The 21937-nt window shown below is 62.9% G+C and carries 25 protein-coding genes and 1 pseudogene; 11 read left to right on the top strand and 15 right to left on the bottom strand.

Features of this window, described 5'->3' with window-relative positions; all coding sequences use genetic code 11:
* The first annotated feature begins 508 nt into the window (after positions 1–508).
* The 8 genes and pseudogenes from PIQ37_RS03585 to PIQ37_RS03620 all read left to right on the top strand — a co-directional run bounded on the left by PIQ37_RS03585 (position 509) and on the right by PIQ37_RS03620 (position 6472).
* Positions 509–1474: an ATP-binding protein gene (locus tag PIQ37_RS03585; RefSeq protein WP_342072363.1), complete on the top strand. Its 966-nt coding sequence runs from the start codon at positions 509–511 to the stop codon at positions 1472–1474.
* 65 nt (positions 1475–1539) lie between these two features.
* Positions 1540–1890: a hypothetical protein gene (locus PIQ37_RS03590; RefSeq protein WP_342072364.1), complete on the top strand. Its 351-nt coding sequence runs from the start codon at positions 1540–1542 to the stop codon at positions 1888–1890.
* A gap of 324 nt (positions 1891–2214) precedes the next feature.
* Positions 2215–2349: pseudogene (locus PIQ37_RS03595) on the top strand (ClpX C4-type zinc finger protein); the annotation flags it as partial.
* Between the two features lie 1634 nt (positions 2350–3983).
* Positions 3984–4460 (top strand): YcxB family protein, encoded by a 477-nt coding sequence (locus tag PIQ37_RS03600; RefSeq protein ID WP_342072365.1) that lies wholly within the window; start codon positions 3984–3986, stop codon positions 4458–4460.
* 57 nt (positions 4461–4517) lie between these two features.
* Entirely contained in the window at positions 4518–4898 is a 381-nt protein-coding gene (locus PIQ37_RS03605) for a hypothetical protein (RefSeq protein ID WP_342072366.1), read from the top strand.
* Positions 4899–5049: 151 nt separating this feature from the next.
* Entirely contained in the window at positions 5050–5580 is a 531-nt protein-coding gene (locus PIQ37_RS03610) for a hypothetical protein (RefSeq protein ID WP_342072367.1), read from the top strand.
* 119 nt (positions 5581–5699) lie between these two features.
* Positions 5700–6056: a hypothetical protein gene (locus PIQ37_RS03615; RefSeq protein WP_342072368.1), complete on the top strand. Its 357-nt coding sequence runs from the start codon at positions 5700–5702 to the stop codon at positions 6054–6056.
* Positions 6057–6076: 20 nt separating this feature from the next.
* The gene (locus PIQ37_RS03620; protein WP_342072369.1) at positions 6077–6472 is read left to right on the top strand and encodes a hypothetical protein; all 396 of its coding nucleotides are present in this window, start codon (positions 6077–6079) and stop codon (positions 6470–6472) included.
* Between the two features lie 115 nt (positions 6473–6587).
* On the opposite strand, the gene PIQ37_RS03625 is transcribed toward PIQ37_RS03620, so the two are convergent.
* Together PIQ37_RS03625 and PIQ37_RS03630 are read right to left on the bottom strand one after the other, a co-directional pair.
* A complete protein-coding gene (locus PIQ37_RS03625) occupies positions 6588–7463 on the bottom strand; it encodes a hypothetical protein (RefSeq protein ID WP_342072370.1) in 876 nt (291 codons plus the stop codon).
* A 231-nt stretch (positions 7464–7694) separates the two neighbouring features.
* Positions 7695–8702: a zinc-dependent alcohol dehydrogenase family protein gene (locus tag PIQ37_RS03630; protein ID WP_342072371.1), complete on the bottom strand. Its 1008-nt coding sequence runs from the start codon at positions 8700–8702 to the stop codon at positions 7695–7697.
* A 148-nt stretch (positions 8703–8850) separates the two neighbouring features.
* Between PIQ37_RS03630 and PIQ37_RS03635 the strand changes: the two genes are divergently transcribed.
* On the top strand, positions 8851–9237 hold the full coding sequence (locus PIQ37_RS03635; RefSeq protein ID WP_267083659.1) for a winged helix-turn-helix transcriptional regulator: 387 nt from the start codon (positions 8851–8853) through the stop codon (positions 9235–9237).
* 225 nt (positions 9238–9462) lie between these two features.
* On the opposite strand, the gene PIQ37_RS03640 is transcribed toward PIQ37_RS03635, so the two are convergent.
* The 5 genes from PIQ37_RS03640 to PIQ37_RS03660 all read right to left on the bottom strand — a co-directional run bounded on the left by PIQ37_RS03640 (position 9463) and on the right by PIQ37_RS03660 (position 12846).
* A complete protein-coding gene (locus PIQ37_RS03640; protein WP_342072372.1) occupies positions 9463–10317 on the bottom strand; it encodes a Crp/Fnr family transcriptional regulator in 855 nt (284 codons plus the stop codon).
* A gap of 216 nt (positions 10318–10533) precedes the next feature.
* The gene (locus PIQ37_RS03645; RefSeq protein ID WP_152237187.1) at positions 10534–10875 is read right to left on the bottom strand and encodes a RebB family R body protein; all 342 of its coding nucleotides are present in this window, start codon (positions 10873–10875) and stop codon (positions 10534–10536) included.
* A gap of 71 nt (positions 10876–10946) precedes the next feature.
* Positions 10947–11273, bottom strand: coding sequence for a RebB family R body protein (locus tag PIQ37_RS03650; protein ID WP_043091830.1), 327 nt, complete (start codon positions 11271–11273; stop codon positions 10947–10949).
* A gap of 491 nt (positions 11274–11764) precedes the next feature.
* The gene (locus PIQ37_RS03655) at positions 11765–12328 is read right to left on the bottom strand and encodes a hypothetical protein (protein WP_342072373.1); all 564 of its coding nucleotides are present in this window, start codon (positions 12326–12328) and stop codon (positions 11765–11767) included.
* A 44-nt stretch (positions 12329–12372) separates the two neighbouring features.
* A complete protein-coding gene (locus PIQ37_RS03660) occupies positions 12373–12846 on the bottom strand; it encodes a hypothetical protein (protein WP_342072374.1) in 474 nt (157 codons plus the stop codon).
* Between PIQ37_RS03660 and PIQ37_RS03665 the strand changes: the two genes are divergently transcribed.
* A complete protein-coding gene (locus tag PIQ37_RS03665) occupies positions 12830–13279 on the top strand; it encodes a hypothetical protein (RefSeq protein ID WP_342072375.1) in 450 nt (149 codons plus the stop codon). The two genes, PIQ37_RS03660 and PIQ37_RS03665, sit on opposite strands and share 17 nt — an antisense overlap.
* A gap of 52 nt (positions 13280–13331) precedes the next feature.
* Here PIQ37_RS03665 and PIQ37_RS03670 read toward each other — a convergent pair whose 3' ends face one another.
* The 4 genes from PIQ37_RS03670 to PIQ37_RS03685 all read right to left on the bottom strand — a co-directional run bounded on the left by PIQ37_RS03670 (position 13332) and on the right by PIQ37_RS03685 (position 17265).
* A complete protein-coding gene (locus PIQ37_RS03670) occupies positions 13332–13565 on the bottom strand; it encodes a RebB family R body protein (protein WP_010343225.1) in 234 nt (77 codons plus the stop codon).
* A 162-nt stretch (positions 13566–13727) separates the two neighbouring features.
* Positions 13728–14282, bottom strand: a complete 555-nt coding sequence (locus tag PIQ37_RS03675; RefSeq protein ID WP_152237184.1) for a sigma-70 family RNA polymerase sigma factor — start codon at positions 14280–14282, stop codon at positions 13728–13730.
* 252 nt (positions 14283–14534) lie between these two features.
* Positions 14535–14819, bottom strand: coding sequence for a hypothetical protein (locus tag PIQ37_RS03680; protein WP_342072376.1), 285 nt, complete (start codon positions 14817–14819; stop codon positions 14535–14537).
* A gap of 1069 nt (positions 14820–15888) precedes the next feature.
* Positions 15889–17265, bottom strand: a complete 1377-nt coding sequence (locus PIQ37_RS03685; RefSeq protein WP_342072377.1) for an alpha-L-fucosidase — start codon at positions 17263–17265, stop codon at positions 15889–15891.
* Positions 17266–17377: 112 nt separating this feature from the next.
* On the opposite strand from PIQ37_RS03685, the gene PIQ37_RS03690 reads away from it, so the two are divergent.
* Positions 17378–18466, top strand: a complete 1089-nt coding sequence (locus PIQ37_RS03690) for a sialidase family protein (RefSeq protein ID WP_342072378.1) — start codon at positions 17378–17380, stop codon at positions 18464–18466.
* Between the two features lie 260 nt (positions 18467–18726).
* Here the strand turns inward: PIQ37_RS03690 and PIQ37_RS03695 are convergent, their stop codons facing one another.
* From PIQ37_RS03695 to PIQ37_RS03710, 4 genes are all read right to left on the bottom strand, one after another.
* Positions 18727–19446 carry a copper homeostasis protein CutC gene (locus PIQ37_RS03695; protein ID WP_342072430.1) on the bottom strand — a complete coding sequence of 240 codons (720 nt, stop codon included), beginning with the start codon at positions 19444–19446 and terminating at the stop codon, positions 18727–18729.
* Positions 19447–19460: 14 nt separating this feature from the next.
* Positions 19461–20525, bottom strand: coding sequence for a N(4)-(beta-N-acetylglucosaminyl)-L-asparaginase (locus PIQ37_RS03700; RefSeq protein WP_342072379.1), 1065 nt, complete (start codon positions 20523–20525; stop codon positions 19461–19463).
* A gap of 231 nt (positions 20526–20756) precedes the next feature.
* A complete protein-coding gene (locus tag PIQ37_RS03705) occupies positions 20757–21125 on the bottom strand; it encodes a hypothetical protein (protein WP_342072380.1) in 369 nt (122 codons plus the stop codon).
* Between the two features lie 298 nt (positions 21126–21423).
* Positions 21424–21936, bottom strand: coding sequence for a hypothetical protein (locus PIQ37_RS03710; RefSeq protein WP_342072381.1), 513 nt, complete (start codon positions 21934–21936; stop codon positions 21424–21426).
* Between the last annotated feature and the right edge of the window lies 1 nt (position 21937).

The following is a 21937-nucleotide window of genomic DNA, read 5'->3' on the forward strand; positions in this document are numbered from 1 at the left end:
GCCTTGTGAGGGGATGCACTTGGGGGAACGGCTGTGAGTTTAGACGCAAGGATTTAGGCGACGGCTCGAACCACGAAAGATCGAAACTGCAACACGTGCTGGCAAGAAAAGCGACTGTATCGGCACGCTACACACCTGTTTTACACACCATTTTTTCGCCGAATAGTAGTTAGACACTACAGCGGAAAGGCCATGGCTCTTTTTTTTATCGACTACGATCTTCGTAAAGCTCGCAATTACCAGCCACTCTACGATGAGCTGGCCAAGTTCAAGGCCGTTAGAGTCCTTGAATCATCTTGGTGCTTCAACCGGTTCAACATTACGTGCGCAGGCCTCCGTGACCACTTCAAGCAGTTCATTGATTCTGATGACGGCCTGAGCGTAGTTGAGGTAACAGGTTGGGCCACGTACAAGGCGCTTGGTACACCCAATGGCCTGTAGTGCCTAACAATTCATTCAAGCCAACGCTGCTTCGCGGCGTGACTTAATTCAGGCGTTAGAAGTCACAATGATAGATCTTAACGAGCGCGGCCATGTACGTCAGCGCGAGTGTCAGACGCTAGAATTCAAAGAGACATTTCGCCTCGGTGATACGCTTATTGAGTACGCGAGAACGCTGGTCGGAATGGCCAACAACCAGGGTGGGCATCTAGTTTTTGGCATTACCAACAGCCCAAGAATTCCAGCTGGTCTGCGGGACGACCGCTTCTCCAACTTCGACACAAAAGATTTGAATCGCGTCATTCTTGGTCACTTCTCATCTGACGTCGACTGGAGCATGGAGACCTTCGTTGTGGCTGGCGTGACGCTTGGGAAGATTGAGGTCAATCGCGCGCCTCTCCGCCCAATCGTGTGCACTCGTGGCAATCAGCAGAAGAATCTTCGTGAAGGGGCTATCTATTTCCGCTATCGCGGCGAGACGAGAGAAATCCGCGCCGCGGAACTTGTGGCGATGCTCGCACATGAGCGAGACATGGAGCGACAGTTGTGGATGAAGCACATCCAATCAATCGCTACTGTTGGACCGCAAGCGGCCCACATTCTCGACCTGTCACGCAAGCGAATCGATTTCGGGTCATCGAAAGTACTTATAGATGAGTCACTTGTCGGCAAGCTCAAGCTTATAAAGGAAGGGCACTTTACCGAGCGAGAGGGTGCGCCTGCTCTGCGCCTTGTGGGAGACATTGACGGAGTACTTGGTCCCGACCATGTCGTTGTGAATGAGGCGACCTATCCATACACAGAATCAACATTGCTTGAGCACCTTTCAATCGGCCAGCATGCGTTTCGTGCACTAATCTGGCACCTTGACATCAAAGGCAACTCAGAATACCACATGGAAATCCAGACCGGCCGAACGGGTGTCGTGCACAAGTACTCAAATAGACTTCTCGCTCGTGTCAGGGAGATCGTGCGCTCAGAGCCTGCGGTTCTAAAAGAAGCAATCGCGGCTTACAGGACGCGCCCTCGTTGACTTCCAAAAAATCATTCACGCCGACGCCGCTTCGCGGCGCGGCTTAACTCTACAGTTAGATGGCCATGGAAGAACTCAGCGCGTATGAGCGACGAGCAATCGAAACCATAGCGGCTTCGGACCAGCAGCGCGATGTGATTCTGGCTCAACTAGCTACGAGCAAATGTGCGTCCCGGAACTACACGGGCGTCGGACTCTACACAGATCTTGTAGTCGACTCCTGCGCGGCGCTGCTGGACCAGGCTCGCTGGAAGATCGAGGATATGCCCAAGGGTCACGCCCAGCACCCAGAACTGCCGGATGGCGCCGGACTCATCTTGTGGATCAAGGACGGCTATATAAGTCGCCTGGAGTCGTACACATATGTGGGTAGCTGGCCGCAGGACGAGTCACTATTCCGGCTGGCCATCCAATGAGAAACGGGGTCTGGTTGACTCTCCAAGTGAAAAACACTTTCCAAGCCGACATCCGGTGCTTCTCAGGCTTAGGCACGCATGCCGCCCACGCAAAGTATCCAACCCATTCGACAAGTGAACCCGACCCCGTTAGTCCGCCTAGCAATTCATTCATTTCGACACAGCTTAATTCAAGCGCTATCACCTAGCCCCTTGCATTAGCGCTAGCAAAACTAGGAATATCGAAAACTGATGTAATGGAGTTAAACTTTGACCTCGGCTTGCACTGAATCCCTTTTTGCAACAAACACTTAACTCCCAACTTAATGACTTGTCAAACCTCTCATGCCAAATCAAGACTCGTCCAAAATTCTGTACTGCAGCTTCTGCGGCAAGAATCAATTTGAAGTCATCAAGCTGATCGCGGGACCGTCCGTCTACGTGTGCGATGAATGTGTCGATTTATGCGTAGATATCATTTATGACGCGGACGGAAACGCCCGAATCAAACGCACCATAGTATTCGAGCCAGAGCATGCTCAGGCCGGCGTATCAATCCTCGCGAACTTCTCTCGAATTATTTCGCAAAAATATCCCGGAATTCCTGTTGAAGTTACTATCGAGCAGACCGGGCTGATGGTTTCTATGCTAATCATTACTCCATCTGGCGAGGAAGAACGCGTTCTAGAAACGCTCGAAGGCTATGGGATGGTTCTAAAGGGGGAGATGCGCCCCGAGCAGCTCCTTTCCGACCCCATGCAGATCATAGAGCTAAATAATAAGCTTCAGCTCGCTGCTCTCGAAGTGAAGATGACGCGAGACATGATGGAACAGGCACGTCTTCTATCGTCTGATCGCATTAGCAGTCTTGAGAATCAGGTCGCCGCACTACAGTCACTAATCGGAACGAGCCTGAGCTGTATTGCTTCACCAACTACCGTGATTGATGCGCTGTACCGGTATCAGACAACAGACCTTGAGCTCAAGTCGGCAGTCGCAACCCTAATTAGAGCGCACTCAAGAAAGTTGCAAGGCACCGATCCTGCAGTCAAACTTGCTCTAGAAGTTGTTCGCAATAAAGACTCATCGCTTTATTCAGACATTAAAGACGTAACAAAGGACGTTATTGCTGGCGTCGCAGTAAGCGCAAGTAGTGGACTGCTAGCAACGGTCATCGGAGCACTTCCGAAGTAATACCACCGAATAACAAGATTGGTGCACTTACAGGCTCATGTTCGCTAAAGCCAAAAGCAGCAATTGACAACGTAAAAAGCCAGTAGCACCATCCCCGTCAAGGAGCTTAGAACTCCTCACGTAGCGGCACCCACCTCCGTCAAACCGGTGGGTTTTTTGTGCCTGTTCGCAGGCGCACTCCCACGCGCCGTCTGCGTCGCGAGGGCGGCGAGTACAATAACCTTCGGGGAAATAAGCCCGCCGGCTACGTGCGGTTTCTAACCTCCCGACATCCCGTAGCCGTTCGGCGCGGGTTCCTGTCTGCCAAGGAGGCTGTGCCATGCATCCGAGAAACGGGGTTAGGTTGACTTTCTAAGTGAAACACACGGTCCAAGTCAAAACCCCGAACGGGTAACGGGGTCAGGTTCATTTTCCGCTACTACTTCTACTTCTACTACCGAACTGAACTTCCGCGGCCGCCCGAGTCGAGCAGGGCCGGCTCGACGGCCAAGCTGGCGTTCAATCGCCTCAAGAAAACGGCCGTTGCCCAGCGCGGGGCTGCCGCTGCAAGTTGAGGCGGCTAATTGCTGTCTCGTCCGGGTCCATCGCATCCAGCACGAAGTGTTGATAATGGTCTACACGCCGTCCGGCTGGGGAGCAATGGGCTAGATAGCACGGATGGGATTGTGCCAACGCTTTACCCTGCGAGAGGCTATTGCAGGATGGGTCGACCACAGAGGGTCCGCCGGGGCAGTGACCACCTCGGAGAATCCCTGCAACCTACGTAGGAAAGTGCACTTCACCCCTGGGTTGATCGGGTACCATCGGAGAACCGTGAATGGGGATGCATCCTGACCTCCTGACTCTCTTGGACCGCCTCGCGCACCGGCTTCACCAGGCAACAGAGCAATTCAGAAAATTCGGGGGAATCGCAAAATTACATGAAAATTAAATATTCGAACCGCTTTTTCGATATCGTGCTCTTCCAAAGCCTCCACCAATTCCTATCGCCGATCACACAAGTGCTTTTTGCAACACTTTCGGCCGCCATATTCTATTCACGCATCCAGGCAGGATTTGGCGTCGCACTTTTGTCGACACTCTTCATCTACGTGGCATTCTGGGTAGCCCAATCCCTCTTTAGCATAGTGCACCAATTCTCGACACGCAGCAGAACCGTTCTAACCGAGCACGTTATTGAGCTAGAAAACGAGCACCTGCTTGAGCAGACAAAGTTCAACAAATCTTTGTTTTACTGGCCAGGCATTGAGAAGGCCGTTTCGCGCCCCGGATTTGTTGCGATCTATGTGACGCCTCAGATGGCGCACGTCATTCCAAACCGCTTTTTCTCATCCAAGGAAGAGAGGAGGCGTTTTTTGACCATGGCTCGCGATAAAATTCGTATGACCAGGATCTGACGATAAGCTTATGGCCCGGCTCGACTACAGCGCAGCTTAACTCAGGCGTTAGAGCATATGATATTTGCCCTCGCGACTGACGAAAGAACTCTGATGTCATTTAATGACTTGAATGAAGCCATCTCCTATTGCGAGGCGATTGACATTGAAGCGGGCGGCTGGGAGTTCTGGGGGCAAAATGGGGAAGCCCTGGTCGCTATCTTTCTTGAACCGAACGAAGGCTCTCGCTGGCATGCTTCGAACGGCACCTATTCGTTGCAGCCCAGCGCTAATGGGCCAGATCTTCTGGCATCGCTGCCACGGGTTCGGCAATTGGATGCCAATCCGCACTTCGCTTCCCTAGCTGCCCTGGCAGACTATCTTGCCAAGGGCCAACCACATGGCGCAGATCAGAACGAAGAAACGGGTAAGACGCACCCTCCGTTCCCATTGATCTGACCTTCGGCGACAAGTCCATTCGCGCCGCTGCCCTCTGGGTTGGCACTACGCGGACGCGGCTTCTGCCTTAAGCTTTGCGGAGGCTCACCATCCACCTGATCCAGATCTGGATCGCCGGCGCACTCTACCCACATCGCATCGCAGCCACCGCATGATCGCGCTCCTGCTTCCCCTGCTGGTGCTTGCCGCCCTCGGCTTCGTCCTCAGCCTCATCGTCCACGTGATGGCGCTTGCCGGGTATGTGCCGCCAGGCGGCGAGGCCGTCTTCGCCATGCACTTCGGCGTCTTCATCGTCTGGTTGCCGACCGTGCTGCTTTCCCTGCCGCTCAACCACACCCTGAAATCCCGCCATAGCTGGAAGCGCTCGCTCGCGGGATCTCCGCGATGGATGCGCTACGCCACCTACGGCCTGTTCGCCTACGCGGTCGTGAACTTCTTGATCGTCGCCCACCTGACGGGCAACCACCCGAAAGCGCCAGGCGTGTCACCCACCCTGCTGCGCGGATTCTCCGGGCATTGGATGTTCTTCTATGGCATGGCCTTCTCGATGCTGTATTCCGTGTACCGCAAACCGTGGCTGCTCAGCGTCGCCAAGTGCCCGTCGGGCCACCCCGTGGACCACGCGGATCGTTTCTGCTCGTCCTGCGGTGCCGCACTTCCGCAGCGCAATGCGGGCACCTGATTGCGCGCCCGCGCCTACAGCCTCCAAGCAATGACACCAGGGCATCGCGGGCTGTCGCGCGCCTGATGTCGCCAAGCCCTAGACTTCGACCAGCACATCTACATCCGGACAGGGCATCCATGCACCTCACGCCCCAACAGTTGAACGACCTCTATCCCTACCTCTTCGGGTTCTGGGCCGCGATCGGGCTTGTGGCGCTGGCGTTCTTCAACTTCAACAAGAATGCGCCGCTGAAGCGGCGGGTGTTCATTGTTGCTAGCATCGCCACCGATGTGATGCTGCTGGTCTTCTTCTGGGTAGCTGACGCGCCGCCTCTTTTCCTGGCCGCTGCCGTCGGCTTCATGGCATACGGGCTCTGGCAGACCATTCACTTGATACGCTTCTGCGACGCCTGTGCCGCGCTCAACGCGCCACAAGGCCATCGACAGGCCCGCACGGAATGCCGGAAGTGCGGCGCTGCGCTCGCGAAACCATGACGACACGCGGCGCTACTCCCATGACGATCCTGAAAGCCACCATCTGCTTCGCACTGCTGTCGCCGATCGGCGCTCTCGCCGGTACACCGCATCCCAAGCTCCCGAAGAACGCGAGCGCGGCCATCGCCGCCGTGCATCGAGCCGCGGCGCACCGCGATCTGCAGGCGCTTCGCAGGCTGATGGTGCAGGAGTTCGTCTGGAGCTTCGGTGGGGACGGCGATGCCGACCAGGCCATCCAGAACTGGCGCGCATCGCCGTCCGAGTTGCATACGCTTGCCAGGCTCACGGCGCACGCATGCGGATATGTCGACAAGAACCTGATTCAATGCCCGACGCACGCCGGTATCGACTACCGCGCAGGCTTCTCCAAGACGGACCAAGGCTGGCACATGGTCTACTTCGTGGCGGGCGACTAGCCCATCAGGCCGAGCCGGCGCCGTTTCGTGGCGAAACTTACGCAAACAACAGGTAGCGCACGATGCCCCCATCCCCACTTTGCGAAGGCGAAACCCCATCAATTGGGCGGGGCGGTCATTTCCGACCAAGCAGAGAATTTATGCGCGCTATGTTTCTGTCCAACCGCTCGCCCTCTCCCTTGGGCAGCAGATCATTGCGAACCAACTGTTCGTAATTCGAGGCGCAGGCACCATTCAAGCAAGACCCTTCAATGACCGCCGATCCAGCACCACAATCCGCGCCCATCCGACACGCGACGATTCCCCAGGCATATGCGGATGCCTCATCTCCAGCAACGGTCTCGAACGGCCCCAGATCTGCATCGGGTGACTGAGTCGACAGCAGATCCGCAAGTTCGAACATCGCTTCAGCATCCCGCTTCTCGATCGCCGCCTGTACCAGATCGGCAACACTCTGCCCTGCCTCGCCTGCATATCTCACTTGAAATCTTATTTTTGCAGCGAGATTTCCTGAAGCCGCAGATGCCTTCAACCATTCCTTTGTCGCATCAAGCGGAATGGGGGAACCACCTTCAACCAAAGCGCAGTCATCTGCAATGCGCCTGGCAGTTGCCTTCATGGCGGCTGCGGGCTCGCCCGCCTGCGCTGCCATGGCATCCACACTGGAGAGATACTTGCCGCGAGACATGCTGACGGAAAAGCATCGATCGTACATCCGGGACAGCTCCAATTGAGCAGCAGCATCCCCACGCAGCGCCTTATCCTTTACAGCTTCAAACTTAGCCAGATACTCGGCCGATCGCGATTTAGCGACACCAGATCCAACATGGACACCGTCACTTGGCGCTCCCCTTGGTTCAACCGGAGAGGGAATCGACACCTCATCTCCCCTGAGATCGCCGACCCGTTTCTCGCCGCCGAAAACACCGCGCGCTATCAGTCCTGCGACGAGGACAACAATGACCAGAGAAATGGCAAGGTACTTTTTCACGCCAGCCCCAGATATAGCGCGCAATGGCAAGAACATTGAGGATGGCGCTACGCGCTGCCGTCACCAGACATCACCCGTGACTCCCCGGGCCCCGATGCGCGTGAAGCCTACCACCACGAGCAGCGATCCATGCTGCTCGTCGACCAAGATACCGCCATCGAATATCGCCATGGCCGTGCAACGGCGTTGGCAACCTCTTGCCTCGGCCCTGTCTTCTTTCGCCCGCGCGATTCAGATGGACAAGCACAACTTCCCAAAATGCTTCCCCGCCGCCTGATGCGCAAACGCATCGGCGATGTCTTCCAGCGCGAAGGTCTGGTCGATCACCGGCTTGATGCCGGTGGCGTCGAGGGCGCGGACCATGTCGCGCTGGTGGCTGCGGCTGCCGACGATCAGGCCCTGCAGGGTCTGGTGGCGTTGCATTAGCGCCACCGTCGGCACCTGGCCGGCAATGCCGGTCAGGACGCCGATCAGGGCGATGTGGCCGCCGATGCGGCAGGCCTGGATGGATTGCCCCAGCGTATCGGGGCCGCCCACTTCGATCACCACGTCGACGCCGCGGCCGTTGGTGCAGTCGAGCACCTTGGCCGCCCAGTCGGTGTCGCGGCGGTAGTTGATGGTGAAATCGGCGCCCAGTGCCTGCGCGCGTGCCAGCTTCTCGTCGGAGGACGAGGTGGCGATCACGGCGGCGCCCATGTGCTTGGCGAACTGCAGGGCGAAGATCGACACGCCGCCGGTGCCGAGTACCAGCACGGTGTCGCCGGCCTTCAGCCGCGCGTCCACCACCAGCGCGCGCCATGCGGTGAGCCCGGCGGTGGTCAGCGTCGCCGCTTCGGCATGGCTGTAGCCGCGCGGCGCGTGCGTGAACCAATGCGCGGGGCGCACCACGGTCTCGCGTGCGTAGCCGTCGACGCCGTCGCCAGGCACGGTCGCGAAATCGGCGATGGTCGGCCCGCCCTCCAGCCAGGTCGGGAAGAACGTCGAGACGACCGCATCGCCCACGGCGAACTCGTCCACGCCCTCTCCCACCGCCTCCACCACGCCAGCGCCGTCGGACATCGGGATGCGGCCGTCGGCGCTGGGCATCCGTCCGGTCACCACGCCCAAGTCGTGGAAGTTGAGCGAGCTGGCATGCACGCGCACACGGAGTTCGCCGGCGCCCGGCTGGCCGGGATCGGGCAGATCGACGAGGCGGAGGTTCTCGAGGCCAGCGGGCTGGCGCAGGGTGATGGCTTTCATGGGCAACATCCTTAGCGGAAAAGTGGCGAGGGGCAGCGCCGCATCGGTTGCAGCGAAACCGCATTGCAGGCATTGTCGGGATGAACTTCCTGCATCGCAAGAACGTACAATTTTCGCAGGTACTATCAATTTTGTAGGTACAAAGACCATGCGTCTGAAACGTCTGGATGGCAAGAGCGGCTGCGCGGTCGAGGTCACGCTTTCGGTGATCGGCGGGGTGTGGAAGCCGGTGATCCTGTTCCACCTGCTCTCCGGCAAGAAGCGCTTCATGGAACTGACGCGCCTGGTTCCCAATGCCACGCAGCGCATGCTGACGCTGCAGTTGCGCGAGCTCGAGGAGGACGGCGTCATCGTGCGGCACGTCTATCCGCAGGTGCCGCCCAAGGTCGAATATGCGCTGACGCCGCTTGGCCACTCCCTGGCACCGGTGCTGATCAGTTTGCGCGAATGGGGCGAGTCGTATCGCACCCGCGAGCTGTCGCGCGCACCGGCTGACGCTGCGGAATGCGCGCATAGCGAGGCAATGGCGACGTGACGCCACACAGGTTCATGCAGGAAAGCAGGCGAGCATCCGCATAGCGGCCTTCTTGCATGCCGAGATCGGCAGCCATCGGAATCAAGGCGCACTCCTGACCCGGGTGCGTCGCGTCTGCCAGCCATCGCGTTGCGAGACGCGGACAGAAGGTTCGATCAGCTGAGAGCAAGTGCGGAGCGCAATCGGCAGGCTGCAGCACGCAATCCCTACACTGCAGCACGCACGTCACTCGGCGCGGCGATCCGTCCACGCCGTACACGCAGCGCGCGATGGCAGGTCCTCGCCGTCCGGTGACGGCATCGCCGGCCCCTGCAGGTTGGCCTTGGCATACAGCGCGCCGAGGTCGTGCACGCGCAACAGATGGCGGCGGCGGCTGACCAGGCCGCTTCGCACCCAGCGCTGCAACTGGGCGTTGAGCTTGGAGCGGCTGGCGTTGAGCATCGCGGCGAGGATGCTCTGGTTCGGCGGCAGGGCGATCGCGCCATCGCTCCCGTGTTGCGACGCCTGCAGTTCGAGCTGGCGCAGCACGTAGCGCGCCAGGCGCACTTCCAGGCGGTGCAGGCAGATGCTTTCCAGGCTGTCCAGGGTCTGCCGCAGGCGCAGGCGCAGCAGGGCGTGGAGGCGCTGCTGCAGCAGCGGCGGGTCCAGCAGGACGTTGAAGTGGCGCCGCGGCAGTTTCAGCACCACGCTGGCGCCGAAGGCGATGGCGGTGAAGCTGCGCCCATGCGGCTCCAGCAGCGCGGCCTCGTCCACCAGCCCGCCGGGCTCGACCGCACCGACGATCAGTTCCTGCCCGTCCGGGCCGTACAGCACCTTGTACACGCGACCGCGCACGACCACGCCGACGAAGCTGCTGGGGTCGTGCTTGAAGAACAGCACGCTGCCCGCGCCGAGTGCGCATTCGCTGGCATGGGCCAGCAGGTCGTCCAGCACCGAGTCCGGCAGTCCCTGGAACAGCGGCGCGCGCTCGAGAAGGCGCCGATGCGCCTGGCCGGCGTTGTCCGTGCAGGCAGCGTCGCCATCGTGGTCGCGCACGATGCGCTCGATCGCCTCCGGTTGGACGCTGGCTGGAACCTCCATACTCCCTCTTCTCGGACGCAGGACGTACGACGCCGGGCGTCGAACGCGCCAGGCCAGGATGGAAGGCCGGTGCGTACGCCAGGCACGGGTGGGCAATGGTGCAGGCGAGGCGCGCGCAGCGCGCGGCCTGCGGAGTGACGCGGATGCTGGCATCGACCGTCGCAACGAGGAACGGCGAGACCCGACGGGTTCGCCGTTCCGGACCGGTGCGCGGACTCAGAGGCCGGCCGGCTTGCCGCTGCGGAAGGCCTGCAGCACGGTCATCAGGCTGGTCAGGTTGTCCGACACGCCGGTCTGGGCAATCTTCTCCGACGCGCCCGCGGCGGCGGTGGTATCCAGGCTGTAGATCTGCATGACGCCCTGGTTGTTCGCCGCCTGCGCCAGCGTGTTCTGCTGCTGCTGCGAGGCGACCGCGTTCTCGTACAGGATGCCGCTGGAGTGCGCCAGGCTCTGGTAGATCGAGCCCATCGCGAAGGCCGGCGCCTCGCCGATGACCTTGACGTTGGACTGGGTGACGGCGTCGGTGATCTGGTTGTTGACTGCGGTGGGATAGGCCATGGAACGGTCCTCGTTAGGAAGGATGGGCGTGGCTAGCGCCGCTGCCCTGCAGCGGCGTTAGCGCGCGTGGCTCAGGACTGCTTGAACGCGTTGAGCACGGTCAGCAGGCTGGTGAGGTTGTCGGAGACGCCGGTCTGCGCGACCTTCTCGGTGGCGCCGGCAGCAGCCGTGGTGTCCAGGCTGTAGATCTGCATGACGCCCTGGTTGGCCGCCGCCTGCGCCAGGGTGTTCTGCTGCTGCTGCGCGGAGACGGCGTTCTCGAACAGGATGCCGGTCGAGTGCGCCATGCTCTGGTAGATCGACGCCATCGCGAAGGCCGGCGCTTCGCCGATGACCTTGACGTTGGACTGGGTGACCGCATCGGTGATCTGGTCGTTGACCGCGGTGGGAAATGCCATGTGTTCGCTCCTGGGTTGGGGTACGGCCCACGCCGTACGATCTCTGAAAACGGGACAGTGCAGAACCTGTGAAACCATGTGCGGCGTTTGTCTCGCCAGCCTCGCCGCGCTGTGCGCGCGACGAGGGAACATCGGCCACGATGCGCCGCGACGTCGGCCGATGCGTGTTGCTACTGCCGTGGGGTGTGTTCTCTCGCGACATCCGCCGCCATGCAATGCGATCCACCAGCACTGCAAGCGAACGCGCTCCTGTCCACGACGTGGCGCCAGACTGTCTCGCTGATGGCACGCAGCCACTCGCGCTGCATCGGCACGACGCAAGCCCTTGGCGCGCGCCGCAAGCACGCCATGCGCGTACCGAACGCACCACGCACTTGACCGCACGCCACGACCGCGATGCGGTGCCGGGCACGCCTGCGCGTGCAACGACACACGCACGGCGGCGCAACTTCGCGCGGACACGCGAAGGCGCTGCCGTGCGGCGGAACGGCTCAGGCAGCGGGAGGCGGCGTTGGCGCTCCCGGCTCCGCCGCCGGCGCATCCGCGATGAGTCCCTGCGCGCGCGCCGCCTCGACCACCGCCTGCATCTGCTGCGCCAGGCTGCCGAACTCGCGCTCGAAGCACGCGCGCACTTCGGCCTGCACGAGATTGGCCAGGCGATCGGCGATCTGCGACATCACCATGTGGTTGCTGCCGCCCTCGCCGCTCTGCGGTGGCCGCAACTGGCCCGGCCGCAGTTGATCGAGCGCGTTGGCGGACTCGATCGCCTTCAGCACAGCCGCTTCGCTGGCTGCGGTGGCGCCGTTCAGCGCCCCCCGGCTGTTCTGCATCGTCTGCTGCATCTGCTGGATCAAGCCTTTCACACGCTCGCGCTCGGCATCGATCAACGACGGCGAGGCGCCTGCCGTTTCGGCGGTAGGGACTGCCGGCGGTGGGGCCGTTTCCGACGCGAAGCGCCGCAGTTGCTCTTCCTCGAGAGAAAGTAGTGGGCGACGCAACCAGCTCTCGGCGAACTGGCGCAGTGTGGCGAAATCGGATGCCTGGTTGTCTTGCATGGTGCTCCCCCTGTGATTGTGGTGAAACCGGTGGTGCGAACGGCCTACGTGGACGCGGCCTTGCGGCCGCGCATCAGGTCCGCGTACTTGGCGATGCTCTGGTCGATCTTGTCGATGGCGAAGCCGGCCGATTCGGCCTCAAGCGCGCCGGCGGCGGCCGCGACCGCCGCGGCGGCACCGACCAGCACGTCGGTGGCCAGCACGCCCAGCGCATCCTCGGCGGCTTGCTCCAGCTTGTTCTCGGCCAGGTTCTCGGTCATCTGCTTGAGCAGCACGCCCTGGCTGGCCAGCGCCATCTTGCTGACGCCGTCGAAGTACACCGCCGCCGATTGCGCGATCAGGCCCGAGGCCTGACTGATCAGCATGTTCGAGCCGACCACGATCTGCGACGGCGCATAGGCCATGGTCTCGGCGTTGCTGAGCTGCACTGCCTGCACGATCTTGCTGTTGAGCGCGTCGCTGGCCGGCCGCGCCGCCGAGGCCTGCGCGAGCATGTGCGTGTTGAGCGTCTTCAGCATGGACGGCGGTAGCGGTGGCGGTGGCGGTGGCGACACCGGCGCGGCGGGCGGTGCCGACGGTGGCGAAGCGCCTGCGCCATCGCCACCTGTCGCTGGCGCGGCGTCGGCGGCGGACGCGGCGGCGCGGGGCGCCGCTGCGCCTGCTGCAGCGGCGGGCGCGCTGTCGCCCTCGCCGGCTTCGCTGCGCGCCGGCGCCGTTGCCGACGCGGAACTCGCCGCAGCCGGTGCCGCAGCCGCGGGGTCACCGGCCGCTGACGATGGCGATGCATCCGTGGTCACCGGTGCCGTCGACGGTGCCGTCGCAGGCACGTCAGGCGTCTGCGCCGCAGCCGCGGCGGATGCAGGCGCCGATGCCGTGCCGGCCGGCGTCGCCGCGGCCGTCGGGGATCCTGGGGTCTTCTTGCTTGCGAAAGGCCACATGCCACTCTCCTGATGGATGGATCGGTGCCCGCGTCAGCCGCTGCGGCGCGGGCCACGGCACTGCATCACTTCTCGCCGATCGCCATGATCAGGGCCACTGCCTTGGACACCACGGCATTGGAGACTTGGTTCAGTGCCTGCTGGCTGTGCACCGCGTTCTGCAGCGCCAGCCCGGTGGAGTGGCTGGAGACCTGGTATAGCGAAGCGATCGCCTGGGCGGGCGCCTCGGCCACCACCTTGACGTTGGTCTGGGTGACCGCGTCGGTGATCTGCGAATTGACGAGCGTGTTGTCTGCCATGAGCCTGGTTCCTTGATGGGTCGCCTGCCGGGGAGGGGCCGCGACGGGGGTGGCCTGTACCGCGCCCCGTCGCGGCGCCCGCGATGCCGCGGCCCTGTGCGGCCCGGCGTGGAGGGAAAACGCCGCCGTGGGCAGCTTGTGAAACCGTGGCGGCCGGCCTGCTCATTCGGCCACCAGCGCCAGCCGCAGCCGCTTGCGCAGCAGTTCCACACGCTTGCGCGCCAGCGGCTGGTTGATGTGCAGCAGGTTGGCGATGGCCGGATACGGCAACTCCTCGACGAAGCGATAGGCGAACAGGCGGCGCTGCTCCCGACTCAGCGCCGCCACCGCCGTCACCACGCGCTCCATCTGCTCCTCCAGTTCGGCGCGTTGCAGGGCGGTCATTGCTTGATCGGCCACGGCGTCCACTTCCTTAGCCTCGGAGGGACGGTCCAGCGGTTCGCCGCCGCCGCGGCGGCGCCGCACCAGGTCCAGGAACACGTGGCGCAGCACCACGAACAGAAATCCCTGCGGGTCGGTCATCGCCTCCGGCGAGCGGCGCATGAACAACAGCGCCTTCACCGCGGTATCCGAGAGCAGATCCTCGGCCGCGTCCGCGCGCCCGTTGGCCAGCCGCAGCGCGCGCCGCCGCAGATCCGGCAAGGTGGCGCGCCAGGCGCGGGTGAACATCTCGTCGGCCTCGGCGAATCGCGCGGCGGTCACGCCTGCCTTTTCCATTGCCATCTCCATCGCATGCTCCGAAATCCCCTTGTGCGGCGAGTCTCTGTGGGGGTCGGCGGCAATAGCTGTTCCCTGGGTGACAACGGCGGCGACGAGGCACGCACAACCGCGCGGCAGATGGCATGCGCCTGTGCTTTGTCTACGCACGCATACGGCAAAAGCGCTTGTGCGGCGGTTGTGTGCGTCAGTCGCGCAAAAAAACGGGCCCGCTGCACAGACAGCGAGCCCGGTTCGTGTGTTTCGATCGGCTCAGCGCAGCAACTCGACCTGCGCCTCCGGCACCGTGTTGTCGCGCAGCGCGTGCGGCACCTGCTGGATGTCCGACGCAGCGTCCGCTGCCGGTGGCACAGGTGCCGGTGGTGGCGGCACCCGGGCTGGCGGCGCGCTGCGGGCATCCCACGACGGCGCCAGGGCCACCGCGAGGCAGGCCAGGGTGACGCAGAGACCCTGGCGCAGCCGCGCCCACCGCCGCAGCCGCCTGCGCCGTTCGAACCGCAACGGGCGGAACCCGGATGCATCTGCGCTGTCGGGCATGGCCTTGCTCCACGATGACGGAACACCCCGGCCACCTGGCCACGCCGCGCCCGCGACACGGCGCGCAGCTCGATGGAGGGCGACGACCGTGTAAACGTGGCGGCGGCGGTGCCGTGAATGCGGATGGCGCCGCATGCAGCTGCGCACGCGATCCAGCGTGTGTGCCCTCTTCTCGCCAAGGCCGCTTCGAGGGCCGCCCCGCTGCAGCTGCGCCGGCGATAGCATGCGATGCCACACCATCGGGCGATGTTGCGCAGTGCAGGCGATCGTCGGAAAGACGCGTGTCACTCGGTGGCTTCCGGATCAGGCGAGCGCGACGTGGCGCCTGCGTCGCACCAGGCTACACGCAGGCGCTGCTGCATTCGGACGAGCGCGAGCTGCAGCCGATGGTCGCAGCTGGCGACGAACCACAGAAACGCGGCATGCGCACGCGGTGCATGCCTCCAGATCGGCAATTTATGCAAGTCGTTTTCAGGCGCCTGTCGGGTTCTTTCGTGCACCTTGCAGCGCGGGGACATGCAGACATCACAGCCGTAGGAGCGGCTTCAGCCGCGACAGGCATTACCGGGATTGCCTGTCGCGGCTGAAGCCGCTCCTACGAGCGCTATGCAGTGCTGGGGTGCTGCCCCGCCGCAGCACCGCGCAGCCGTGGCGCATTGCCACGGCGCCGTCTCGTCGTTTGCATTCGGCAGCATCGCGTTCTCCTCGCACGGGATGGCACGGCGACATCGATCGCAGGGACGCGTGGGTCACGGCGACCGGCGGTACGCGGGCATGGCGTTGCAGCGTACAGCGCTGGATGCTTGCGCCATCGACTGGCGCTTATGCATTGCGTGGAGCGGCTGCGCTCGTGCCTCAGGATTACGTGCCGCCGCACCCTCACCCCCGACCCCTCTCCTGGGGGGAGAGGGGAGTGACGCTTCGTCGCCGCGTCTGGAACCACCGTCCGTCCGGAACCGCCGTGCATGCACGACGACGCGCTCGCCGCAAATGCGGCGCATCGCGCCAATGAAAAAAGCCGCGCCCGGCATCGCCGGGCACGGCTTCGGTTGCACGCCGCAGGCAGGGATCAGCGCGCGGCAGCAGCACCCACGTTGAACAACTGGAACTCGCGGATGTGCGCGGCGTCGACGCTGGACAGGATGTTCAGGCGCACGCGCGAAGCGGTGACCGCGGGAAAGTGGTCGATCTTCATGTGGCCGATCGCCTGCGCCTGCGCCACCTTGACCCAGGCGCCGTCGCGGAACACTTCCACTGCGTACTTCTGCACCAGTTGGCCGTCGTTGAGCCATTCCATCGACAACGCGGTGTCGAAGGTCACCGGCTGCTTGAACTGCAGTTCCAGGGTGGCGTGATGCGAGCCGTCCGGCGCGCTCCAGAAGGTGTCGCGGTCGCCGTCCACCGCCGCGGCGATGCTGTCGTCGCTCTTGAGCCGGCCGCGTACCAGGTTGCGGTCGGCGCCGTAGCGCGCCTGCAGCGCCTGGCCCATTTCCTCCAGCCGCTTGACGTCGGCCTCGGGCAGCAGGCCACGCTTGTCCGGGGCGATGCCCAGCACCAGCTGGCCGCCACGGCCAACGCTGTCTTCCCAGATCTGCACCAGCTCGTCGACGCTCTTCAGCGTCTGGTCGCTGTTCGGATGCCAGAACCACTGCAGCTTGTGCAGCGGCGTGTCCACCTCGACCGGGCGCCAGCGCAGGTAGCCGTGGCGGTCGATAGCATTCCAGTTCTCGCCTTCGATCACGCCGGCCTCGTTGCCGACCCAGCGCACGTCGCCGTATTCGAACAGCGCGGTGTCGGCGAAGACCATCGCGTTGGACTGGTAGGTGCGCAACTCTTCCATGTACTTGTCGAAGTTGTACACATGGCCGGCGCTGCCGGCACCGTCCAGCCACCACTCGGTGAGCGGGCCGTAGTGCGAGGCCAGGTCCACCAGTTGTGCAGCGTAGAACTTGTCGTAGGCCTTGGGGTCGGCGTACTTGGGCTCGTGGCGGTCCCAAGGCGACAGGTAGATGCCGAAGCCCATGCCTTCCTTGCGCACGGCCTCGCTGGTCATCTTCACCAGGTCGCCCTTGCCGCCGAGCCACGGGCTGTTCTTCACCGAGTAGGCGCTTTCCTCGGTGGGCCACAGCGCGAAGCCGTCATGGTGCTTGGCGACCAGGATCAGGTACTTGGCGCCGGCCGCCTTGGAGGCGCGGGCCCACTGCGCCGGGTCCACCTGGTCCGGTGCAAAGACCTTGGGACTGGCGGTGCCGTCGCCCCATTCGCGGTCCAGGAAGGTGTTGGTGCCGAAATGCACGATCACGCCGAATTCCAGGTCCTGCCAGGCCACTTGCTGCGGCGAGGGTTTGACCTCGGCGAAGTTCTCGGCGAGCAGCGGCGGCGCGGCCAGGGCGGTCAGGCCGAGCGCGGCCAACCAGCGGAGCGGAGAGAGCGGGCGGTTCGGCATGGCGGATCCTCGCAATCGTCGGTCGGGCAGGCGGCGCTGCCGGTGGTGTCAGCATATGGTATTTAATTGATGATAAATAGGTATCCCCGTTTGCGGGCCAGGACCGTACCACATGATGTCGCCTTCGCTGTTTCCCCTGCTGTCGCTGTTCGCGGTGCGCGCCATCGCCGGCCCGGCCGCCGTCGCCCCGCCGCCGGTGCCGCCCTCGCCCATCGTCTACAGCGAATTCGTCAACGCGCAGGCGCCGACCGCGCAGTGCCATGCCTCGACTCTGGTGGAAACCCGCGACGGCCTGCTCGCGGCCTGGTTCGGCGGCCGCCACGAAGGCGCCGACGATGTCGCCATCTGGGTGGCGCGCCGCGACACGCACGGCTGGCAACCGGCACAGCGCGTGGCCGATGGCGCGCAGGCACAGGGCAAGCCGTTGCCGACCTGGAACCCGGTACTGTTCCAGCCCGCGCAAGGGCCGCTGCGGCTGTTCTACAAGGTGGGCCCCGATCCGAAGCGCTGGTGGGGCATGCAGACCACGTCCAGCGACGGCGGCCAGCACTGGTCCACGCCCGAGCGCCTGCCCGACGGCATCCTCGGCCCGATCAAGAACAAGCCGGTGCAGTTGCCGGGCGGCCGCATCCTCAGCCCCAGCAGCAGCGAGGACACCGGCTGGGTGGCGCGCATGGAATGGTCCGACGACAACGGCGCACACTGGACCCGCGGCCCGGCGATGAACGACCCGGCCAGGATCGGCGCGATCCAGCCCAGCGTGCTGCTGCACCAGGACGGACGCCTGCAGGCGGTGGGCCGCAGCCAGCAGAACCACGTGTTCAGCACCTGGTCGCGCGACCAGGGCCGCACCTGGGAGCCGATGACCCTGCTCGACCTGGCCAACCCGAATTCCGGCACCGACGCCGTGGTGCTGGCCGACGGCCGCTCGCTGCTGGTCTACAACCCGACCGAAGCCGGCAAGGACTGGTGGGACGGCCGCGGCGTGCTCGCCGTCGCCCTGTCCAACGACGGCCTGCACTGGACCCGCGTGCTGACCCTGGAAGACAGCCCCAAGGACGAGTTTTCCTATCCCGCGGTGATCCAGACCCGCGACGGCCAGGTGCACATCAGCTACACCTGGAAGCGCACGCGCATCAAGCATGTGGTGCTGGATCCGAAGCGGTTGACCGGCACGCTCGCAGCGGGCGCGTCACGCTGACCGCGCTGCGGTAGCGCGCGCCGCGCGTCACCCATCAGCGGTGGTCTGTGCGGTGCAGCCTCCCCCAACCGCCGCCCCTCGTAGGAGCGGCTTCAGCCGCGACCCATCGGCGCCCAACAACGCAACCGCTGAAGCACGCGGCCCGACAGCCGCCCCGCAGTCTCATGTGGGAGCGGCTTCAGCCGCGACGCGCGAATCCCGTCACCGCGCCGCGGCACTGCGCCCCAATCTCCACCGACACCACCCGCATTGGCGACGCCCTACTCCGCCAGTATGGCCACCATCCGCCGCACCCGCGCCACATCGGTCTGCATGCGGTCGCCACCCAGACTGCGCACATGCGGATGCGGCGCCAGCGCCCGCGACGCCAGCGGCCCACGCGCTGAGCCATGGAACTCGCGTGCGCCGGTGCGTGCACGCAACTGCGCCAGGTTGGCCTCGGTCACCCCAGACCCCGGCATCACGCTCAACCGCGTACCGGCCTGCTGCACCAGCGCGGCGATCAGTTCCGCGCCCTCTTCCGCCGTCTCGCGCGCACCGGAGGTCAGCACGCGCTCGCAGCCCAGCGCGATCACGTCTTCCAACGCGCGCCGCGGATCGGCACTGACATCGAAGGCGCGATGGAAGGTGACGCCGAGCGAACCGGCCGCGGCGATCAGCTCGCGCATCGTCGCCGTGTCCACCTCGCCGTCCGCGGTCAGCGCGCCGAGCACCACGCCGTCGCATCCCAGGCGCACGCACTGCTCCACGTCACGGCGCATCGCCTCCACTTCCGCCGCGTCGAACACGAAATCGCCGACACGTGGACGGATCAGCACGTACAGCGGAATCTGCAACCGATCGCGCACCGCCGCCAGCGTGCCGAACGACGGCGTCAGCCCACCGCCATCCAGGCCGCCGCACAGTTCCACCCGCGTCGCCCCGCCCTCCTGCGCGGCCAGCGCCGAGCCGATCGCATCGGCGGCCACTTCCAAGCCCATCGGCACGCTCCCGCTCATGCCGCCGGCGCCGCGAAGTGGCTCTGCCCCGGCAGCAGCAGATCCTGTTTCTGCGCATCGCAGACCGCATAACTGAAACCGGGCTGGATCGCGAACGCACCGACCTCGCCGCGCTTGTTCATCGCCAGGAACCCCACCTGCAGATCGCGGGTGAGCTGCGGCTTGCGCCGCACGATGCGCATCACCACCTCGCGGCAGGCCTCGGCCGGACTCTTGCCCTGCCGCATCATCTCCACCACCGCGAAACTGCCGACGTTGCGGATCACCTCTTCGCCGACGCCGGTGGAGGTCGCCCCGCCCACCTCGTTGTCCACGTACAGCCCGGCACCGATGATCGGGCTGTCGCCGACCCGGCCGTGCATCTTCCAGGCCATGCCGCTGGTGGTGCAGGCCCCCGACAGATTGCCGTGCGCATCCAGCGCCAGCATGCCGATCGTGTCGTGGTTGTCCTTGCCGCCGGGCAGCGTGCCGCGGCGATAGGCACGGTTCTCGATATTGGCCTCGGGTGCGTAGTGGGAGGTCTTCAGCCACTCCTTCCACGCCTGTTCCGATTCGGGCGTCAGCAACTTGGTCCGTTCGAAGCCCTGCGCCAGCGCGAACTGCAGCGCGCCGTCGCCGACCAGCATCACATGCGGCGTCTTCTCCATCACCCGCCGCGCCACCGAGATCGCATGCACGATGTCCTCCAGCGCCGCGACCGACCCGCAGCCGCCGGTGTGATCCATGATGCAGGCATCCAGCGTGACCCGCCCATCCCGGTCGGGATACCCGCCCAGCCCCACCGTGTGATTGTCCGGATCCGCCTCCGGCACCCGCACCCCGGCCTCCACCGCATCCAGCGCCGCGCCACCGCGCGACAGCACCTGCCATGCCGCCTGGTTGGCGGCGACACCGAAGTCCCAAGTCGAGATCACCCGTGCTGCGCCGCGCGGCAAGGGGCCGACGCCGGCCTTGGCTTGCGCCTTGGCCACGGCGGCACGTGCGCCAGGAAGCACACCGCCCAACCCGGCGGCCAGGGCGCCGAAGGCGGCGGTTTTCAGGAAGTGGCGGCGTTGCGGCATGGGAGGCTCCGGCGTTGGGAGATGAGCGAAATGGAGCGTGCGTAGCCTTACATCATGCGGCAGGGTACGAAGGGATTGAATACCTGCTTGCGTCAGAAAGCGCTTTTTTTGTTCACACGCTCCTACAGTAGCGCGCAAAAGCACGCTAGGCCTATTATCAAGTTCATCGGCGTGTTCCCATAGCCGCCCTGCAATGTCACATCGGCGCTACACCTCAAAAACGCCGTATAATCAGTACTCATCCATCGAAATGATGATGGTCCGCGTATAGCCCTCAAAATCAAGATAGAGATGCGCTGGCCCTGGATGCCGGGAGAGTTGGCCGATGAGGTCGGAAAGGTGACGGGCAGCATCCTCGCCGATGCGCCATAGGGCGCCAGGAAGCGAATCGCTCGCCATTTTGGCATGCGGCGAGCCGTGTGGCTGCAACGTAATTTCTACACCCTCGCATGCAGGCAGCATCGAGGACAAAAGCACTTCGCTTGGGCATGTGCTCCATGCAGACAGCCCTGTACTCAGCGCCCGCATATCCTGCATCGCGCCCATCAGCATCAATACATCATCGCCTTTGAAGTCGTCTCGAAATTCAATTCGCATCATGGCACTGACCACTCCTTAGTTAAGAAAAATATTCCTCCTGCGCTTTTTTGGGTAAAACTTTTAGCGATAGGCGAGCAACGTTAAGGCAACAGTGCCAGACCTTCGACGTATGCATTCGTTAGCCCTACCCGAGCCGTCGGCTGCGCGCATTGGAGGCGATATTTTCAAAAAAGTGAAGCATTAGCAGCGTGCGGTATGGCACGGCGTTGGAGGAGCGCGCGCAGCTCGCAGCAAGCGAACATGATCGAAAAATCCGACTCAGCACAGATGAAGCTATGAATTATAGAAAATCCATAAATTAATTAATAAAATTTAGCGAATTTTTAATTTCCGCCCAGTCATTAAAGAATTTCCTTAACTCAATAGATTCAGAATAATTTTCATCGGCAACAGAAATGCTTTGAGAAAAACCTTCAACCAACCGATCGCAATGCAGAGGCTTAATTCCGGAAAAGAAAATCATAAGCTCAATGGCAAATCTCCGAATATACCATTCAAAAAAAATCAGCAATTCACTGTTTTCAGAAAAGAATTTAGATTTTAAATTGAATCCGTAAATGTTATTTTTGTACTGCTCTAACTGCTTGACAAGCACAAAGAAAAAATCCTCAATTTCTTCTCCGTTTTGAACATCCAACTTATATTCCTCAATCGCATGAACGGCGCTCGCAGCACTAAAATCATCTGCAACAGTGGCCTCATAGACTTCAATAACCTCACCAGAACGAATAGAAATTGCGTGTATCGCAAAAAAAGAGCTATTTAAAAAATCTAACGAAAACTTAAAATCACACCCAATGATAATATTCATT

Origin of the sequence: Xanthomonas protegens (assembly GCF_038442435.1) — a bacterium.
Lineage (GTDB): Bacteria > Pseudomonadota > Gammaproteobacteria > Xanthomonadales > Xanthomonadaceae > Xanthomonas_A > Xanthomonas_A sontii.

What these genes read in the sequence shown, in the direction of transcription:
- PIQ37_RS03585 (WP_342072363.1), top strand. Translation starts at nt 509, where the DNA reads ATGATAGATCTTAACGAGCGCGGCCATGTACGTCAGCGCGAGTGTCAG.
- PIQ37_RS03590 (WP_342072364.1), top strand. Translation starts at nt 1,540, where the DNA reads ATGGAAGAACTCAGCGCGTATGAGCGACGAGCAATCGAAACCATAGCG.
- PIQ37_RS03600 (WP_342072365.1), top strand. Translation starts at nt 3,984, where the DNA reads ATGAAAATTAAATATTCGAACCGCTTTTTCGATATCGTGCTCTTCCAA.
- PIQ37_RS03605 (WP_342072366.1), top strand. Translation starts at nt 4,518, where the DNA reads ATGATATTTGCCCTCGCGACTGACGAAAGAACTCTGATGTCATTTAAT.
- PIQ37_RS03610 (WP_342072367.1), top strand. Translation starts at nt 5,050, where the DNA reads ATGATCGCGCTCCTGCTTCCCCTGCTGGTGCTTGCCGCCCTCGGCTTC.
- PIQ37_RS03615 (WP_342072368.1), top strand. Translation starts at nt 5,700, where the DNA reads ATGCACCTCACGCCCCAACAGTTGAACGACCTCTATCCCTACCTCTTC.
- PIQ37_RS03620 (WP_342072369.1), top strand. Translation starts at nt 6,077, where the DNA reads ATGACGATCCTGAAAGCCACCATCTGCTTCGCACTGCTGTCGCCGATC.
- PIQ37_RS03630 (WP_342072371.1), bottom strand. Translation starts at nt 8,702, where the DNA reads ATGAAAGCCATCACCCTGCGCCAGCCCGCTGGCCTCGAGAACCTCCGC.
- PIQ37_RS03635 (WP_267083659.1), top strand. Translation starts at nt 8,851, where the DNA reads ATGCGTCTGAAACGTCTGGATGGCAAGAGCGGCTGCGCGGTCGAGGTC.
- PIQ37_RS03640 (WP_342072372.1), bottom strand. Translation starts at nt 10,317, where the DNA reads ATGGAGGTTCCAGCCAGCGTCCAACCGGAGGCGATCGAGCGCATCGTG.
- PIQ37_RS03645 (WP_152237187.1), bottom strand. Translation starts at nt 10,875, where the DNA reads ATGGCCTATCCCACCGCAGTCAACAACCAGATCACCGACGCCGTCACC.
- PIQ37_RS03650 (WP_043091830.1), bottom strand. Translation starts at nt 11,273, where the DNA reads ATGGCATTTCCCACCGCGGTCAACGACCAGATCACCGATGCGGTCACC.
- PIQ37_RS03655 (WP_342072373.1), bottom strand. Translation starts at nt 12,328, where the DNA reads ATGCAAGACAACCAGGCATCCGATTTCGCCACACTGCGCCAGTTCGCC.
- PIQ37_RS03660 (WP_342072374.1), bottom strand. Translation starts at nt 12,846, where the DNA reads ATGCTGAAGACGCTCAACACGCACATGCTCGCGCAGGCCTCGGCGGCG.
- PIQ37_RS03670 (WP_010343225.1), bottom strand. Translation starts at nt 13,565, where the DNA reads ATGGCAGACAACACGCTCGTCAATTCGCAGATCACCGACGCGGTCACC.
- PIQ37_RS03675 (WP_152237184.1), bottom strand. Translation starts at nt 14,282, where the DNA reads ATGGAAAAGGCAGGCGTGACCGCCGCGCGATTCGCCGAGGCCGACGAG.
- PIQ37_RS03680 (WP_342072376.1), bottom strand. Translation starts at nt 14,819, where the DNA reads ATGCCCGACAGCGCAGATGCATCCGGGTTCCGCCCGTTGCGGTTCGAA.
- PIQ37_RS03685 (WP_342072377.1), bottom strand. Translation starts at nt 17,265, where the DNA reads ATGCCGAACCGCCCGCTCTCTCCGCTCCGCTGGTTGGCCGCGCTCGGC.
- PIQ37_RS03690 (WP_342072378.1), top strand. Translation starts at nt 17,378, where the DNA reads ATGATGTCGCCTTCGCTGTTTCCCCTGCTGTCGCTGTTCGCGGTGCGC.
- PIQ37_RS03695 (WP_342072430.1), bottom strand. Translation starts at nt 19,446, where the DNA reads ATGGGCTTGGAAGTGGCCGCCGATGCGATCGGCTCGGCGCTGGCCGCG.
- PIQ37_RS03700 (WP_342072379.1), bottom strand. Translation starts at nt 20,525, where the DNA reads ATGCCGCAACGCCGCCACTTCCTGAAAACCGCCGCCTTCGGCGCCCTG.
- PIQ37_RS03705 (WP_342072380.1), bottom strand. Translation starts at nt 21,125, where the DNA reads ATGATGCGAATTGAATTTCGAGACGACTTCAAAGGCGATGATGTATTG.
- PIQ37_RS03710 (WP_342072381.1), bottom strand. Translation starts at nt 21,936, where the DNA reads ATGAATATTATCATTGGGTGTGATTTTAAGTTTTCGTTAGATTTTTTA.